Here is a 14,845-nt window from a genome sequence, read left to right on the forward strand (position 1 = left end):
TCTCCTAGGGTTTGAATAAAACGAAACGGAAAAAAGACGCGCATTTTCCCTCAGCCCGTAGGCGGGGGCAATGACAGATAGTCGTTCTGGCACGTTTTTCCTGTGGATAAAGCGCTTATCGCCTGATGAAACCTTTCTGCATTTCGTCTTTAGAGAGCAAAGGCTGCTTCAAGTGCCATTTATCTACCAATATCAAAACTTTTTGATATTGGTCTTGCGGGGTTTTATGGGCGTCACTAGACTGCGCCACTATGAATTTACGTGTGCCTTCCATTCGCCATGACGACTGCGATGAACTGGCGGCCTTGTGCAAGGCCGGCGGCGATCCGCTGCGATTGAATGTATTGCGCGCGCTGACCAACGACTCGTTCGGTGTACTGGAGCTGGCGCAGATCTTTGCCATCGGCCAGTCCGGCATGAGCCACCACCTCAAGGTTCTGGCCCAGGCCGACCTGGTGGCGACCCGCCGCGAGGGCAATGCGATTTTCTATCGCCGTGCCCTGCCCAACACCGAGCAACTGGGTGGCAGATTGCATGCAGCCCTGCTCGATGAAGTCGACCAACTGGCCCTGCCCTTTGACGTACAGGCGCGGATCGGCCTGGTGCATCGACAACGGGCGACGGCTAGCCAGGACTTTTTTTCCCGGGTCGCGGAGAAGTTTCGCGCCCAGCAGGACCTGATCGCAGGACTGCCCCAGTACCGCGAGAGCTTGCTTTCGTTGCTGGATCAGCTGAATTTCGGCAGCACCGCCACGGCCATAGAAGTCGGCCCGGGCGACGGTGGCTTTCTGCCGGATCTGGCCCGCCGTTTTCATCAGGTCACCGCGCTGGACAACAGCCCGGCGATGCTGGATCTGGCGCGTCAGCTGTGTGAACGCGAAGCGCTGGCTAACGTCAGCCTGCAGTTGGCCGATGCACTGAATGGCGTAGGCCTGAGCGCCAACTGCGTCGTGTTGAACATGGTCTTGCACCATTTCGCAGCGCCCGCCGAAGCCATGAAACACATGGCCGGCCTGCTGCAACCAGGCGGTAGCCTGTTAGTGACAGAGTTGTGCAGCCACAACCAGAGTTGGGCCAGGGAGGCCTGCGGTGATCTCTGGCTGGGCTTTGAACAGGAAGATCTGGCCCGTTGGGCCACCGCTGCGGGACTGGTTCCCGGGGAAAGCCTGTATGTAGGCTTACGTAATGGTTTCCAGATTCAGGTCCGCCATTTTCAGCGACCGGCTGGCGACACTCACCATCGGTAAATTTAGGAAACCGTCGAGATGAGCGAATACTCCCTTTTCACCTCCGAGTCCGTGTCTGAAGGGCATCCGGACAAAATCGCCGACCAGATTTCTGACGCGGTGCTGGACGCCATCATTACCCAAGACAAGTTCGCCCGCGTGGCTTGCGAGACTCTGGTGAAAACCGGCGTGGCGATCATCGCCGGCGAAGTCACCACATCGGCCTGGGTCGATCTGGAAGAAATCGTCCGTAACGTCATCCTGGACATCGGCTACAACAGCTCCGACGTCGGCTTCGACGGCGCGACCTGCGGCGTGATGAACATCATCGGCAAGCAGTCCCCCGACATCAACCAGGGTGTCGACCGTGCCAAGCCTGAAGATCAGGGCGCCGGCGACCAGGGCCTGATGTTCGGCTACGCCAGCAACGAAACCGACGTGCTGATGCCGGCACCGATCACCTTCTCGCACCAACTGGTGCAGCGCCAGGCCGAGGCCCGCAAATCCGGCCTGCTGCCTTGGTTGCGTCCCGACGCCAAGTCGCAAGTGACCTGCCGTTACGAAGGCGGCAAGGTGGTGGCGATCGACGCCGTCGTATTGTCGACCCAGCACAACCCTGACGTGTCGTACAAAGACCTGCGCGAAGGCGTGATGGAGCTGATCGTCAAGCACGTGCTGCCGGCCGACCTGCTGACCAAGGACACCCAGTTCCACATCAACCCGACTGGCCAGTTCATCATTGGCGGCCCGGTGGGCGACTGCGGCCTGACCGGTCGCAAGATCATCGTCGACAGCTACGGCGGCATGGCCCGTCACGGCGGCGGCGCGTTCTCCGGCAAGGATCCATCCAAGGTTGACCGTTCGGCCGCCTACGCCGGTCGCTATGTGGCCAAGAACATCGTCGCTGCCGGCCTGGCCGAGCGCTGCGAGATTCAGGTTTCCTACGCTATCGGCGTCGCTCAACCGACTTCGATCTCGTTGAACACCTTCGGCACCGGCAAGATCAGCGACGACAAGATCGTCAAGCTGGTACGTGACGTGTTCGACCTGCGTCCATACGCCATCACCACCATGCTCGACCTGCTGCACCCGATGTACCAGGAAACCGCTGCTTACGGCCACTTCGGTCGTACCCCGCAAACCAAGACCGTGGGCGAAGACACCTTCACCACCTTCACCTGGGAAAAAACCGACCGCGCCGAGGCCCTGCGCGCCGCTGCCGGTCTGTAAGCTTCACCTGGCAACATCCAAAGCCCCGCACGGTTCGCCCTGCGGGGCTTTTTTGTAGCCGAAGGTTTCCCTGCCGGCCTCTGGCCCGGGGCTTACCGGCTGCCCCCCGTGCCCCGAAACAACCGGCAACCAGCCGAGTGCCCCGCGCCTCGCGGAGCGGCCTAACCTTGGTCGACATCACGCCCGAGCAAGGACGCTCCCCATGTTGCCCAGACTGCAATGGTTGATCAGTTTCGCCCTGGCACTTCTCGTCCTGCCGGCCATGGCCGCCTGCCCGGATTGGCCCACCGCCCGTGCCACTGAAGAAATCAGCGCCCTGCATCGGCAACTGCAGGCCTGGGACGAGGGCTATCACCGTCAGGGCCAGTCCGCAGTGGCCGACGAGCTGTATGACCAGGCACGGCAACGCCTGAATACCTGGCGCCAGTGCTTCGGCGTCGCGTCCACTGCTGACCAGCCGCTGCGCAGCGCTGCCGGCGACGTGGCCCACCCGATCCCCCATACCGGCCTCGAGAAACTCGCCGACGACCAGGCCGTACAGTCCTGGCTGCAAGGCCGCCGCCAGGTCTGGGTGCAGCCGAAGGTCGACGGCGTGGCGGTGACCCTGATCTACCGTCGCGGCCTGTTCCAGCAGGCCATCAGCCGTGGCGACGGCCTGCGTGGCCAGGACTGGAGCGCCGCTGCGCAGTTGATCGAGGCCATTCCAAAGCGATTGCCCCAGCCGGTGGACCTGCTGCTGCAAGGCGAGCTGTACTGGCGCCTGGAAGCCCACGTTCAGGCCGAAGCCGGCAGCCGCAATGCCCGCAGCCAGATCGCCGGGCTGATGGCACGCAAACAACTGGGGGCGCAAGAGGCACGGCAGATCGGCCTGTTTGTCTGGGACTGGCCACAGGGCCCGAACACCCTGCCCGAGCGCCTGGCGCAGTTGAGCAGCCTGGGGTTCCCTGAAAGCCGCGAGTACAGCCACCCCGTCACCGACCTCGACGGCGCACGGCGCTGGCGCGACCACTGGTATCGCGCGCCCCTGCCCTTTGCCAGCGACGGCATTGTGTTGCGCCAAAGCCTGCGCCCGCCCGCACAGCGCTGGCAGGTCAAGGCGCCGTACTGGCTGGTGGCCTGGAAGTACCCCTACCGGCAGGCCCTGGCCACGGTACGCAAGGTGCAATTCAAGATCGGCCGCACCGGGCGCATCACCCCACTGCTGGAACTGGAGCCGGTGCGCCTGGATGACCGACAGATCCGCCGGGTCAGCAGCGGCTCGCTACAGCGCTGGCAAGCGCTGGATATCCGCCCAGGCGACCAGGTGGCCATCAGCCTGGCCGGGCTGACGGTGCCACGCCTGGACAGCGTGGTGCTGCGTGCGGCGCAACGGGCACCAATCACGGTGCCCGACCCCGGGGCCTTTGATTACCTGAGCTGCTGGCAGCCGCTGCCCGGTTGCGAAAGCCAGTTCCTGGCACGCCTGACCTGGCTCAGCGGCAAGCAGGGGCTGGACCTGCCCCATGTCGCTAGCGGCACCTGGGAGAAACTGATTGAAACAGGTCGCATCACAGGCTTGGTCGATTGGTTGACCCTCGACCACGCAGAGCTTGCTAACATTGCCGGCTTTGGCGAACGCAGCAGCGCACGCCTGCTCGACAGCCTGCAAGGCGCCCGGCAACGACCTTTCGCACGCTGGCTGAAGGCCCTGGGCTTGCCGCCCAGTGGCACGGCCAGCCTGCAAGGCCCGTGGCAGGTCCTGGCGAGCAAAAGTACCGAACAATGGCAGGCCGAGGGCAACATCGGCCCCAAGCGCGCCGCACAGTTGAGCGCGTTTTTGCAGAGCCCGCAGATGCGGGCTGTCACAGAGGAATTGAGAGCCGCCGGGGTCGAAGGGTTTTGAAGACTGATCGATCCGTGGTGTTGAACCCCAAGGGCACGACTACGCTCCAAGAGCCCAACCGTCTGCCCACCTGATAGCGACCTTACGGAGCCTTTATGAAACTGTTTTCACCGCTCGCGCTTTTGACCCTTTGCAGCCTGGTGGCCGCCCCGGTGCTGGCCACAGAGCAGGCCCCGGAACTCACCGGCTGCGCCGCCAAGCGCCAGGCCATCAGCGTCCAGATCGAGCAAGCCAAGGCTCACGGCAACAGCGAACAGCAGGCTGGCCTGGAAAAAGCCCTGAGCGAAGTCACTGCCAACTGCACCGACGCCTCGCTGAAGAAGGAACGGGAAAACAAGGTGCTGGATGCCAAGCACGAAGTCAGCCGCCGTCAGGCCGACCTGGATAAAGCCATGAAAAAAGGCGATTCAGAGAAGATCAACAAGCGCAAGGACAAGCTCGCCGAATCCCGCAAGGAACTGCAGCAAGCCCTGGACGAGCTGGATAAATAAGCCGCTGATGGGCTTTCACGCCAAACCTTGACTCAGGACTGTCTGTGGCGAGGGAGCTTGCTCCCGCTTGCCTGCGCAGCAGGCACCGCCTCAAGCCCCGGGTCTGGCCGCTGCCGTCGCGACAGATGCCCCGGTCCTGCCCAGGTCGCCCGATTTAAAGCAGGATCAGTGATCACGAAACTCTTTATGGCAAGCACTGCACGCATCTTCGACCTTCTGCACCGCCGGGCCGAGATTGGCGGCCTTGTAGGGCTGGACCTGACTCGCGATCACCAATTCACCGGTGGCCGCCTCAAGGTTGCGCGCCAGCTCCTGGAAGCGCGCCTGCTTGCGCCAGACATCGTCGGTGGCGCTGGTATGTTCCTCTTCCTTGACCTGGGGAAAGTGCTTCCACGGCTCATGGGACAGGCTGTCGAGTTTGACCGCGCCCTCGGCGAAACGCGCACCGTCGAAGGCGATCCGCCCGCGAAGCATGCCGCCCAGGTCTTCACCGGTCTTGAGCATCTGTTTGAAGATCGCCTTGCGCTGCCCCAGGGGCGAGTTCGGATCGACTCCACCGCAGGCAGAAAGCGTCAGGCAGGCCAGCAATACAACAGCAAGTCTTTTAAGAATCATGGTGGCTCAAGGTTCGGGAAAACGGCGGCCAGTATCCTCGCCTGCCCGGCAAAGACCAATAGCCCTATTAAAAACAAGGGTTGCCCGAGCGCCTGCACGGCTCGCGCAATCGTCAAAGGAAGTACCGCATGAATCTCAGTTTCAGCGCCTGGCGCCGTCACCTGGCCTGGACCCTGCCGACCCTGGCCCTGCTGGCCGGGTGCAATGGCAGCGACACCGAAACGCCCCAGACCCACGCCATCGCCACCTACGTCAGCGCACCCTGGGAAGCCCTGCCGCAGGTCGCCGACAATGACCTGCTGGCAGGCTTCGGCTCCTGGCGCAGTGCCTGCACCCGACTCAAGGCCGATACGATCTGGGGACCAACCTGCGCCGCGGCGGCCACTGTGCCGCAGACGCCCGCCGCCATTCGCGGCTTTCTTGAAGAACACCTTCAGGTCTTCGGCCTGCGCTCGGCCAATGGCAGCAGCAATGGCCTGATCACCGGTTACTACGAACCGGTCTACCCCGGCAGCCTGACCGCGACCAAGGCCGCCAATGTGCCGGTGTACGGCGTGCCGGATGACATGATCATCGTCGCCCTGGACAGCCTCTACCCCGAACTCAAGGGCAAGCGCCTGCGCGGCCGGCTTGAAGGCCGGGTGCTCAAGCCCTACGACGACGCTGCCAGCATCGAGACCAAGGGCGTCAAGGCGCCGGTGATTGCCTGGCTGACCGACCCGATGGACCTGCAATTCCTGCAGATCCAGGGCTCGGGACGGATCCAGCTGGCCGATGGTCGCCAACTGCGCATCGGTTATGCCGACCAGAACGGCCATCCTTATCGGCCGATTGGGCGCTGGCTGGTGGATCAGGGCGAGCTGAAAAAGGAAGAAGTCACCATGGGTGCCATCGCGGCATGGGCCAAGGCCCACCCGGCACGTATTCCCGAGCTGCTGGGGAGCAACCCCAGTTATGTGTTCTTCAACCGCAACCCGGACAGTAACGAAGGTCCGCGTGGGTCGCTGAATGTGCCCCTGACCTCAGGCTACAGCGTGGCGGTGGATCGCAAAGTGATTCCCCTGGGCAGCCTGTTGTGGCTGTCCACCACCCGCCCGGATGGCAGCAGTCTGGTGCGCCCGGTGGCTGCCCAGGACACCGGCGGCGCCATTACCGGCGAGGTCCGTGCGGATCTGTTCTGGGGTACGGGGGATGCAGCCGGGCAACTGGCCGGCGACATGAAACAGCAAGGACAGATCTGGATGCTCTGGCCCAAGGGCGCGGCGCTGCCGGCCGTTCCGGAAGTGGCCGACAGCAAATAACCTCGCCACTCAGCTCCACGCCGCCCGCAACTTCGCAGGCGGCGACCCTCGGGGAAAGCAGCCCAGGGTCGCGGAACAGCGATCAGATCGAAACGAAAAAGAAGCTGGCAATCAGTGCCATGCCCACGAACCACACCACCGAGCGCAGCATGGCCCAGTCCGCCAGGTAGCAGATGATGTACAGCAGGCGACTGGTGATAAACAGCACCGCCAGCACGTCGATGGTCACCAGCTGCGCCACATTGGCGACATGGGCAATGATCACCGCCGCCGCAAAGGCCGGGGTCACTTCGAAGCTGTTGAGCTGGGCGGAATGGGCACGCTTGGCGAAGCCTTCAAGGGTCGCCAGGAACGCACGCGGGTCGTGGTTCTGCCGTGGCCCGAACTTGCCACCACTGAACTTGGCGATACCGGTGCACAGGTACGGCAGGAGGATGGCGATAAATACACACCAGAAGGCAACGGTCATGGCAGGGTCCTTTTTTAAAGTTAGGGGGGACGGATCAGAACTTCATCACCAGCATGCCGATCAGGACCAGCCCACAGGCTAAGAGCCGTGGCCGCCCGAAAGGTTCTTTCAAGTAGCGCATGCCGAACAACACCACCAGGATCACGCTGATCTCGCGCAACGCCGCGGCTTCGGCAATCGAGCCAAGCTGCATGGCCCAAAGCACCAAAGCGTAGCTGAACAATACGCAAAATCCGACGCACAGCCCCAACCGCCACTGTTCACGCCAGAACAGGGCGAATGCCGGGCGCCTGCGGACCAGCGCCAGCAAGGGAAAGGGCCAGGCACTGAGCAGCGTGACCCAGACCAGGTAATCCAGAGGGTGCGACCAGCGCCGCAGGGCCTGGCCATCGATAAAGGTGTAGCAGCCGATGCACAGGCCAATCAGTGCCACCACCGGCAGCATCGACCACGGCAGGCGCTCGCCACCACCGCCCTGCCACAACAGACAAAGCATGCCGAAGGGGATCAGCAGAATGCCGAGGATCTGCTGGGTGCTGAGCACTTCTCCGGCAAACACCAGGGTCAGGGCCAGCACCACCAGGGGTGACAGCCCGCGCATCAAGGGGTAAACCAGCCCCAGGTCGCCCACCCGGTAGGCCTGGATCAACAGGTAGCGATACAGCAGTTCAAAGGCGGCGGAGGCCAGGATCCATGGCCAGATCGCGGCAGGCGGCAGCTCGACGAAGCCCAGCATCAAGGCCACGAACAGCAGCGCCACACTGTCCATGCACGCCACCACCAACAACCGCTCGGCACTGAATTTGATCAGGGTGTTCCAGGCCGCGTGCAGCAGTGCCGCCACCAGAACCAGACTTGTCGCCAGCACTTCAGACTCCCTGTTTGATAGAGGAGAAACGTTTCACCTAGCCCTTTCGGCTGTTTATACTGGCGCCGACCACGCCGCACTCAGTTGCGCAGATACCTATTCCAATAATTCCTGCCGCCGCTCGACCCTCCGAGGACGGGAACCGGCATGCGCATGCCTGATCAGCGCGTCAAGACTACAGACTAATAGCAGCTGCAAGTGGCAAGCGGTGAGCCTCAAGCTTGAAACTTGCAGCTTGAGGCCCGAAGCTTGCTGCCGCCCCCTGTCACCCTCGCTGTTCATCCAAAGGAGTCCGGATGCTTGAACTTGTCGCTGCATTTATTTGCCTGACCACCCTGCTCACCTACGTTAATTTCCGCTTTATCGGCCTGCCGCCGACCATCGGCGTGATGGTGACCGCACTGCTGTTTTCCCTGCTGCTGCAAGGCCTGAGCTTTCTTGGCTACCCCGGGCTCGAAGAGCACGTGCAGCAACTGATCGGCCAGATCGACTTCGGCGACCTGCTGATGAACTGGATGCTGTCGTTCCTGCTGTTCGCCGGCGCCCTGCACGTCAACCTCGGCGACCTGCGCAGTTACCGCTGGCCCATCGGCCTGCTGGCCACGGTCGGCGTTCTGGTCGCCACAGTGGTGATCGGCAGCCTGGCCTACTGGATCTTCGGCCTGTTCGGCTGGCATGTGAGCTTCCTCTACTGCCTGCTGTTCGGCGCGCTGATTTCACCCACCGACCCGATTGCCGTGCTCGGCGTGCTGCGTACCGCCAACGCGTCCAAACCGCTGAAGACCACCATCGTCGGCGAGTCGCTGTTCAACGACGGCACCGCCGTGGTGGTGTTCACCGTGCTGCTCGGCATCGCCCAGCTGGGTGAAACCCCGACGATTGGCGCGACGGCCATGCTGTTCGCCCACGAGGCCATTGGCGGCGTGGTGTTCGGCGGGCTGATCGGCTACCTGGTGTACCTGATGATCAAGAGCATCGAGCAGCACCAGATCGAAGTCATGCTGACCCTGGCTCTGGTCATCGGTGGCTCGGCGATGGCCGCCGAACTGCACGTATCGGCACCGATCGCGATGGTGGTGGCGGGGCTGATCATCGGCAACCTGGGGCGCAACCTGGCGATGAACGACATGACCCGGCGCTACCTCGACGGTTTCTGGGAATTGCTCGATGACATGCTCAACGCCCTGCTGTTCGCCCTGATCGGCATGGAGCTGCTGCTGTTGCCGTTCTCCTGGCTGCACCTGCTGGCGGCGAGCCTGCTGGCGCTGGCGATCCTGCTCTCGCGCCTGCTTACCGTGGCCCCGGCCATCCTCCTGCTGCGCCGCTGGCGCACAGTACCGCGCGGCACCATCCGGGTCCTGACCTGGGGCGGCCTGCGCGGCGGGGTTTCGGTGGCACTGGCGCTGGCCCTGCCCCTGGGCCCGGAACGCGACCTGTTGCTGAGCATCACCTACATCGTGGTGCTGTCGTCGATCCTGTTGCAGGGCCTGAGCATCGGCAAACTGGTACGCCACGTGACCAACGATGCACCGGCGCCCGCCAGCAAGGCTGACGTTCACTGATCATTTTTTGATCTCTCGCGGATCGGGCGCTGGCGCCTGGTCCGCGGTTTTATTGGGCTTGCCACTCTCGCTGCGCACCTGGGCATGGCTGATCAGGGCAAAGATGCAACTGCCGCCGATGATATTGCCCGCCAGGGTCGGCCCGGCGAACACCAGCCAGAAATCCTTCCACGGCAACTCGCCGGCAAACACCAGGTACGAGACCTCGGCCGAACCGACCACGATATGGGTGAAGTCACCCAGGGCCATCAGGTAGGTGATCAGGACGATGATCCAGATCTTGGCGCTCTCCATGGACGGGATCATCCAGACCATGGTGGCAATCATCCAGCCGGAAATAATGCCTTTGGCGAACATCTGGCTGCTGTCGTTTTCCATGACCTTGCGCCCGATATCGAGGAAGGCCATATCGGTCTTGCTGTCAAAAATCGGCAGGTGCAGCATCACGTAGGCCACCAGCAGGGTGCCGCACAGGTTACCCACCAGCACCACACTCCACAGCCGCAGCAGGCGCCCGAAGTTGTTCAGGGTCGGCTTGCTCATCACCGGCAGCACCGCGGTCAGGGTGTTTTCGGTAAACAGTTGCTGGCGCGCCAGGATCACCGCAAGAAAGCCCGCGCAGTAACCGAAGCTGGCGATCACCTTGAAGCCCTCGGTGTCGGGCAGGCGCGAATTGAGCAGGCCCATGCCCATCAATGACAGGCCCATGGTCAAGCCGGCAGCCAGGGCCGACCACCAAAGCGCAGCGACGCTGCGCTCCAGTTCCTGGTCGCCCTGGGTGCGGATGATTTCATGCAGGACCGCCGCGCGAGGCGGTTGGTTGCGGTCGACGTCGTGCTGCTCTTCGGCCGACAGGCCGGGGGTCTTGCCGTCTTTTTGGGTGTCCATAAGGCTCCTGAACCAGGCGGGTCATTTAGCTACGACCTGCGCGGTTCAGGGCTGTTCAGTGGCACAAGGTGTTTTGTCGCAAAGGCTTCACTCGACGGCGGCGTCGTCCTGGAACTGGTCTTTCACGTACTTGATTTCGGTGCGCCCGTGGGGGGCCGGCAAGCCGTCTTCGCCGAGGTTGACGAACACCATCTTCTCGACCGTGAGAATGCTCTTGCGGGTGATCTTGTTGCGCACTTCGCAGGTCAGGGTAATCGAGGTGCGACCGAACTCGGTGGCGGTAATCCCCAGCTCGATGATGTCGCCCTGGCGCGAGGCGCTGACAAAGTTGATTTCCGAGATGTACTTGGTGACCACGCGCTGATTGCCCAGCTGGACGATGGCGTAGATGGCCGCCTCTTCGTCGATCCAGCGCAACAGGCTGCCGCCGAACAGCGTGCCGTTGGGGTTGAGGTCTTCAGGCTTTACCCATTTGCGGGTGTGGAAGTTCATGGGGGGGCTCCGGGGTTGGGAGGGGGGGGGTTAGTGATGACTGTGGATGGGCCCCAGCTTCTAGCTTCAAGCTCAAAGCTGCAAGTTAAAAGCCGGTCCGCGCTGACTTGCAGCTTGCCACTTGGCGCTCAAACCCAGCTATAATCGCCACCGTTTCAAAACGGTCATCTGTATCGGATACCGTTTTCCCGCCACCTGTCCGAGGGGCGCTGCAGCAGGTTTACCTGTCAGGCTCGGATGGGGCGTTGCTGGCCACAGTCGGCCAGATACCAAACGCACAACGGCGCCCATTCGCATAACTACGAATGGAGGCTCTTCATGAGCGCTGTTATCACGCCTGCAGATTTTAACGATTACAAAGTCGCCGACATGTCCCTGGCTGCCTGGGGCCGTCGCGAAACCATCATCGCCGAATCGGAAATGCCGGCCCTGATGGGTCTGCGCCGCAAGTACTCCGCCGAGCAGCCGCTCAAGGGCGCGAAGATTCTTGGCTGCATCCACATGACCATTCAGACCGCCGTGCTGATCGAAACCCTGGTTGCCCTGGGTGCCGAAGTGCGTTGGTCGTCCTGCAACATTTTCTCGACTCAGGACCAGGCCGCTGCTGCCATCGCCGCTGCCGGCATCCCGGTTTTCGCCTGGAAAGGCGAGACTGAAGAAGAGTACGAGTGGTGCCTGGAGCAGACCATCCTCAAGGATGGCGCGCCGTGGGATGCCAACATGATCCTCGACGACGGCGGCGACCTGACCGAGCTGCTGCACAAGAAATACCCGGCGATCCTGGACCGCGTCCACGGCGTCACCGAAGAAACCACCACCGGCGTGCACCGCCTGCTGGACATGCTGGCCAAGGGCGAGCTGAAAATCCCGGCCATCAACGTCAACGACTCGGTGACCAAGAGCAAGAACGACAACAAGTACGGCTGCCGTCACAGCCTGAACGATGCGATCAAGCGCGGTACCGACCACCTGCTGTCCGGCAAGCAAGCGCTGGTCATCGGCTACGGTGACGTGGGCAAGGGCTCGGCCCAGTCCCTGCGTCAGGAAGGCATGATCGTCAAGGTTTCCGAAGTTGACCCGATCTGCGCCATGCAAGCCTGCATGGACGGTTTCGAACTGGTTTCGCCGTTCATCGACGGTATCAACACCGGCACCTCCGCCTGCATCGACGCAGCACTGCTGGGCAAGATCGACCTGATCGTGACCACCACCGGCAACGTCAATGTTTGCGACTCGAACATGCTCAAAGCCCTGAAGAAGCGCGCTGTTGTCTGCAACATCGGCCACTTCGACAACGAAATCGACACCGCTTTCATGCGCAAGAACTGGGCATGGGAAGAAGTGAAGCCTCAGGTACACAAGATCCACCGTACCGGCCCTGGCGCGTTCGACGCCCAGAACGACGACTACCTGATCCTGCTGGCCGAAGGCCGCCTGGTGAACCTGGGTAACGCTACCGGTCACCCAAGCCGCATCATGGATGGCTCGTTCGCCAACCAGGTTCTGGCGCAGATCTTCCTGTTCGGCCAGAAGTACGCCGACCTGTCGCCAGCCCAGAAAGCCGAGCGCCTGACCGTTGAAGTACTGCCGAAGAAACTCGACGAAGAAGTGGCCCTGGAAATGGTTCGCGGCTTCGGCGGCGTCGTGACTCAACTGACCAAGACCCAGGCCGACTACATCGGCGTGACCGTCGAAGGTCCGTTCAAGCCGCACGCTTACCGGTACTAAGCAGCGCCGAGCTTCGAGCTGCAAGCAGCAAGTTAGAGCGGTTGGCTGACTTGCGGCTTGTGGTGAGGGGCTTGCTCCTTCATTGCTCTCTTTAAGCAGTTGTGAGCTTCAAGCTGCAAGCTACAAGAACAGGCACACCGCCTGCTTGCAGTTTGCAGCTTGAGGCTTGCGGCTGGAGGCCCCCTCCATGTCCCAAGACCGTCGCTACAGCTTCGAGTTCTTCCCGACCAAGACCGATGCTGGGCATGAAAAACTGCTCGCCACTGCCCGTCAGCTGGCCACGTACAACCCCGATTTCTTCTCCTGCACCTACGGTGCCGGTGGCTCGACTCGCGATCGCACGATCAACACCGTGCTGCAGCTTGAGAGCGAAGTAAAAGTCCCCGCTGCACCGCACCTGTCCTGCGTCGGCGACAGCAAGGACGATCTGCGCGGCCTGCTCAACCAGTACCAGGCTGCCGGGATCAAGCGCATCGTCGCCCTGCGCGGCGACCTGCCTTCCGGCATGGGCATGGCCAGCGGTGAGCTGCGCCACGCCAACGACCTGGTGGAGTTCATTCGCCAGGAAACCGGTGACCACTTCCATATCGAAGTCGCTGCCTACCCGGAAATGCACCCGCAAGCGCGCAATTTCGAAGACGATCTCAACAACTTCGTGCGCAAGGCCAACGCCGGTGCCGACAGTGCGATCACCCAATACTTCTTCAACGCCGACAGCTACTTCTACTTCGTTGAGCGCGTGCGCAAGCTGGGTGTGAACATTCCGATCGTGCCGGGCATCATGCCGATCACCAACTACAGCAAGCTGGCGCGCTTCTCCGACGCCTGCGGCGCCGAGATCCCACGCTGGATCCGCAAGCAGCTGGAAGCGTACGGCGACGACACCCAGAGCATTCAGGGTTTCGGCGAGCAGGTGATCAGCGAAATGTGCGAACGCCTGCTGCAAGGCGACGCGCCAGGGTTGCACTTCTATACCCTGAACCAGGCCGAGCCGAGCCTGGCAGTGTGGAACAACCTGAAGCTACCACGCTGATCGACGCAGGTTGAACACCCAAGGGCCCTGGCGAAACCAGGGCCCTTTTTCATGCCGGGTCCTTGAGCTAGAGCGGTCTGCACTGCCTCTAGCTATTTCAGCGGGTCACGGCGTAATCTCGCGCCATGTTCGTCATCTTCCGGTTGCTGACCGCCCTTCTCTGTACTTGCCTGAGCCTTGCGGCCCATGGCGAGAAGCTGCGCATTGTCACTGATCCCTGGCCGCCCTACGCCTACGAGGAAAACGGCAAGGCCATGGGGCTGGACTACGAGGCCACGGCCATTGTCTTCCAGCGCCTGGGGATCGAAGTGCAATGGCAGTTCCTGCCGTGGAAACGCTGCCTGGCCATGCTGGAGCAGGGCCAGGCCGACGCGGTGCTGGATATCTTTCATCGCGAAGAACGGGAAAAAAGCCTGCTCTACCCCAGCGAACCGCTGTCGGAAGTGGAGTTCGTGATGTTCTACGCCAACCAGCGCCCGCACCCGTTCAGCCGCCTGGAGACCTTGAGCGGCCTGACCATCGGCACCTCCCCCGGGTACCTGTACACCGACGAATTCAACGACTCGCCGCTGTTCACGCGCGAGCCCGCGCCCACCCAGGAAGCCAACTTCGGCAAGCTGCTGCTGGGACGGATCGACCTGGTGATCACCGATCGCCGGGTCGGCCAGTACCTGCTCGACACCTTGAAGGTGCGCGACCAGATCACCGAAAACCCCTTGGTGCTGGTGCGCCAGGGGCAGTTCCTGGCCGTGCGCCGCAACGCCGGCATGGACTTGCTGGTGCAGCGCTTCGCCGCCGAACTCAAACGCTTCAAGCAGGAACCGGCCTACGCCGAGCTCAATGCCCGCTACGGCGGCGCTCGCGCCCCGGGACCTTCGAAGGCGACCCTGCACTCCACCTCCGATAAAACCGTTGAGCAGCAGGAAAGCAGCGCACAGTGATTGCTCTGTTATACTCCGGCCTTTCCGCCAGGCTCACGCCCGGACGCTCGTTCCTGTTCAAGGCATCTCGATACCGCTACAGCGCAGCCAATACGGCCCGCGCGGGCTTTTTCGGGCAC

The 14,845-nt window shown here is 62.4% G+C and carries 14 protein-coding genes and 1 riboswitch; of the genes, 9 read left to right on the forward strand and 5 right to left on the reverse strand.

Annotated elements, in window-relative coordinates; all coding sequences use genetic code 11:
- The first annotated feature begins 251 nt into the window (after positions 1-251).
- The 4 genes from AC19YX_RS13935 (at position 252) to AC19YX_RS13950 (ending at position 4,829) form a co-directional block, all read left to right on the forward strand.
- The gene (locus tag AC19YX_RS13935) at positions 252-1,247 is read left to right on the forward strand and encodes an ArsR/SmtB family transcription factor (protein WP_020295326.1); all 996 of its coding nucleotides are present in this window, start codon (positions 252-254) and stop codon (positions 1,245-1,247) included.
- Positions 1,248-1,265: 18 nt separating this feature from the next.
- The gene (metK, locus tag AC19YX_RS13940; protein WP_078472752.1) at positions 1,266-2,456 is read left to right on the forward strand and encodes a methionine adenosyltransferase; all 1,191 of its coding nucleotides are present in this window, start codon (positions 1,266-1,268) and stop codon (positions 2,454-2,456) included.
- A gap of 202 nt (positions 2,457-2,658) precedes the next feature.
- Entirely contained in the window at positions 2,659-4,338 is a 1,680-nt protein-coding gene (gene ligB, locus AC19YX_RS13945; RefSeq protein ID WP_500606471.1) for an NAD-dependent DNA ligase LigB, read from the forward strand.
- 95 nt (positions 4,339-4,433) lie between these two features.
- Positions 4,434-4,829, forward strand: coding sequence for a DUF1090 domain-containing protein (locus tag AC19YX_RS13950; protein WP_078472750.1), 396 nt, complete (start codon positions 4,434-4,436; stop codon positions 4,827-4,829).
- A gap of 165 nt (positions 4,830-4,994) precedes the next feature.
- Here AC19YX_RS13950 and AC19YX_RS13955 read toward each other — a convergent pair whose 3' ends face one another.
- Positions 4,995-5,444 (reverse strand): c-type cytochrome, encoded by a 450-nt coding sequence (locus AC19YX_RS13955; RefSeq protein WP_201128383.1) that lies wholly within the window; start codon positions 5,442-5,444, stop codon positions 4,995-4,997.
- A gap of 128 nt (positions 5,445-5,572) precedes the next feature.
- Between AC19YX_RS13955 and mltA the strand changes: the two genes are divergently transcribed.
- Positions 5,573-6,745 carry a murein transglycosylase A gene (gene mltA / locus AC19YX_RS13960; protein WP_500606472.1) on the forward strand — a complete coding sequence of 391 codons (1,173 nt, stop codon included), beginning with the start codon at positions 5,573-5,575 and terminating at the stop codon, positions 6,743-6,745.
- An 82-nt stretch (positions 6,746-6,827) separates the two neighbouring features.
- On the opposite strand, the gene AC19YX_RS13965 is transcribed toward mltA, so the two are convergent.
- Together AC19YX_RS13965 and AC19YX_RS13970 are read right to left on the reverse strand one after the other, a co-directional pair.
- Positions 6,828-7,214 carry an MAPEG family protein gene (locus tag AC19YX_RS13965; protein WP_078472747.1) on the reverse strand — a complete coding sequence of 129 codons (387 nt, stop codon included), beginning with the start codon at positions 7,212-7,214 and terminating at the stop codon, positions 6,828-6,830.
- Between the two features lie 34 nt (positions 7,215-7,248).
- The gene (locus AC19YX_RS13970) at positions 7,249-8,082 is read right to left on the reverse strand and encodes an EamA family transporter (RefSeq protein ID WP_078472746.1); all 834 of its coding nucleotides are present in this window, start codon (positions 8,080-8,082) and stop codon (positions 7,249-7,251) included.
- A 296-nt stretch (positions 8,083-8,378) separates the two neighbouring features.
- On the opposite strand from AC19YX_RS13970, the gene AC19YX_RS13975 reads away from it, so the two are divergent.
- Positions 8,379-9,644, forward strand: a complete 1,266-nt coding sequence (locus AC19YX_RS13975) for a cation:proton antiporter (protein ID WP_500606473.1) — start codon at positions 8,379-8,381, stop codon at positions 9,642-9,644.
- Here the strand turns inward: AC19YX_RS13975 and AC19YX_RS13980 are convergent, their stop codons facing one another.
- Together AC19YX_RS13980 and AC19YX_RS13985 are read right to left on the reverse strand one after the other, a co-directional pair.
- Positions 9,645-10,532, reverse strand: a complete 888-nt coding sequence (locus tag AC19YX_RS13980; protein ID WP_078472744.1) for a formate/nitrite transporter family protein — start codon at positions 10,530-10,532, stop codon at positions 9,645-9,647.
- A gap of 87 nt (positions 10,533-10,619) precedes the next feature.
- A complete protein-coding gene (locus AC19YX_RS13985; protein WP_020295316.1) occupies positions 10,620-11,024 on the reverse strand; it encodes an acyl-CoA thioesterase in 405 nt (134 codons plus the stop codon).
- A 195-nt stretch (positions 11,025-11,219) separates the two neighbouring features.
- Positions 11,220-11,320: riboswitch (S-adenosyl-L-homocysteine riboswitch) on the forward strand.
- A gap of 22 nt (positions 11,321-11,342) precedes the next feature.
- Here AC19YX_RS13985 and ahcY point away from each other — a divergent pair.
- From ahcY to AC19YX_RS14000, 3 genes are all read left to right on the forward strand, one after another.
- A complete protein-coding gene (ahcY, locus tag AC19YX_RS13990; RefSeq protein WP_078473564.1) occupies positions 11,343-12,752 on the forward strand; it encodes an adenosylhomocysteinase in 1,410 nt (469 codons plus the stop codon).
- 187 nt (positions 12,753-12,939) lie between these two features.
- On the forward strand, positions 12,940-13,785 hold the full coding sequence (gene metF, locus AC19YX_RS13995) for a methylenetetrahydrofolate reductase [NAD(P)H] (RefSeq protein WP_020295314.1): 846 nt from the start codon (positions 12,940-12,942) through the stop codon (positions 13,783-13,785).
- 125 nt (positions 13,786-13,910) lie between these two features.
- Positions 13,911-14,726, forward strand: a complete 816-nt coding sequence (locus tag AC19YX_RS14000; protein WP_078473563.1) for a substrate-binding periplasmic protein — start codon at positions 13,911-13,913, stop codon at positions 14,724-14,726.
- Positions 14,727-14,845 lie beyond the last annotated feature (119 nt).

It is taken from the genome of Pseudomonas sp. MF09150 (assembly GCF_059862355.1).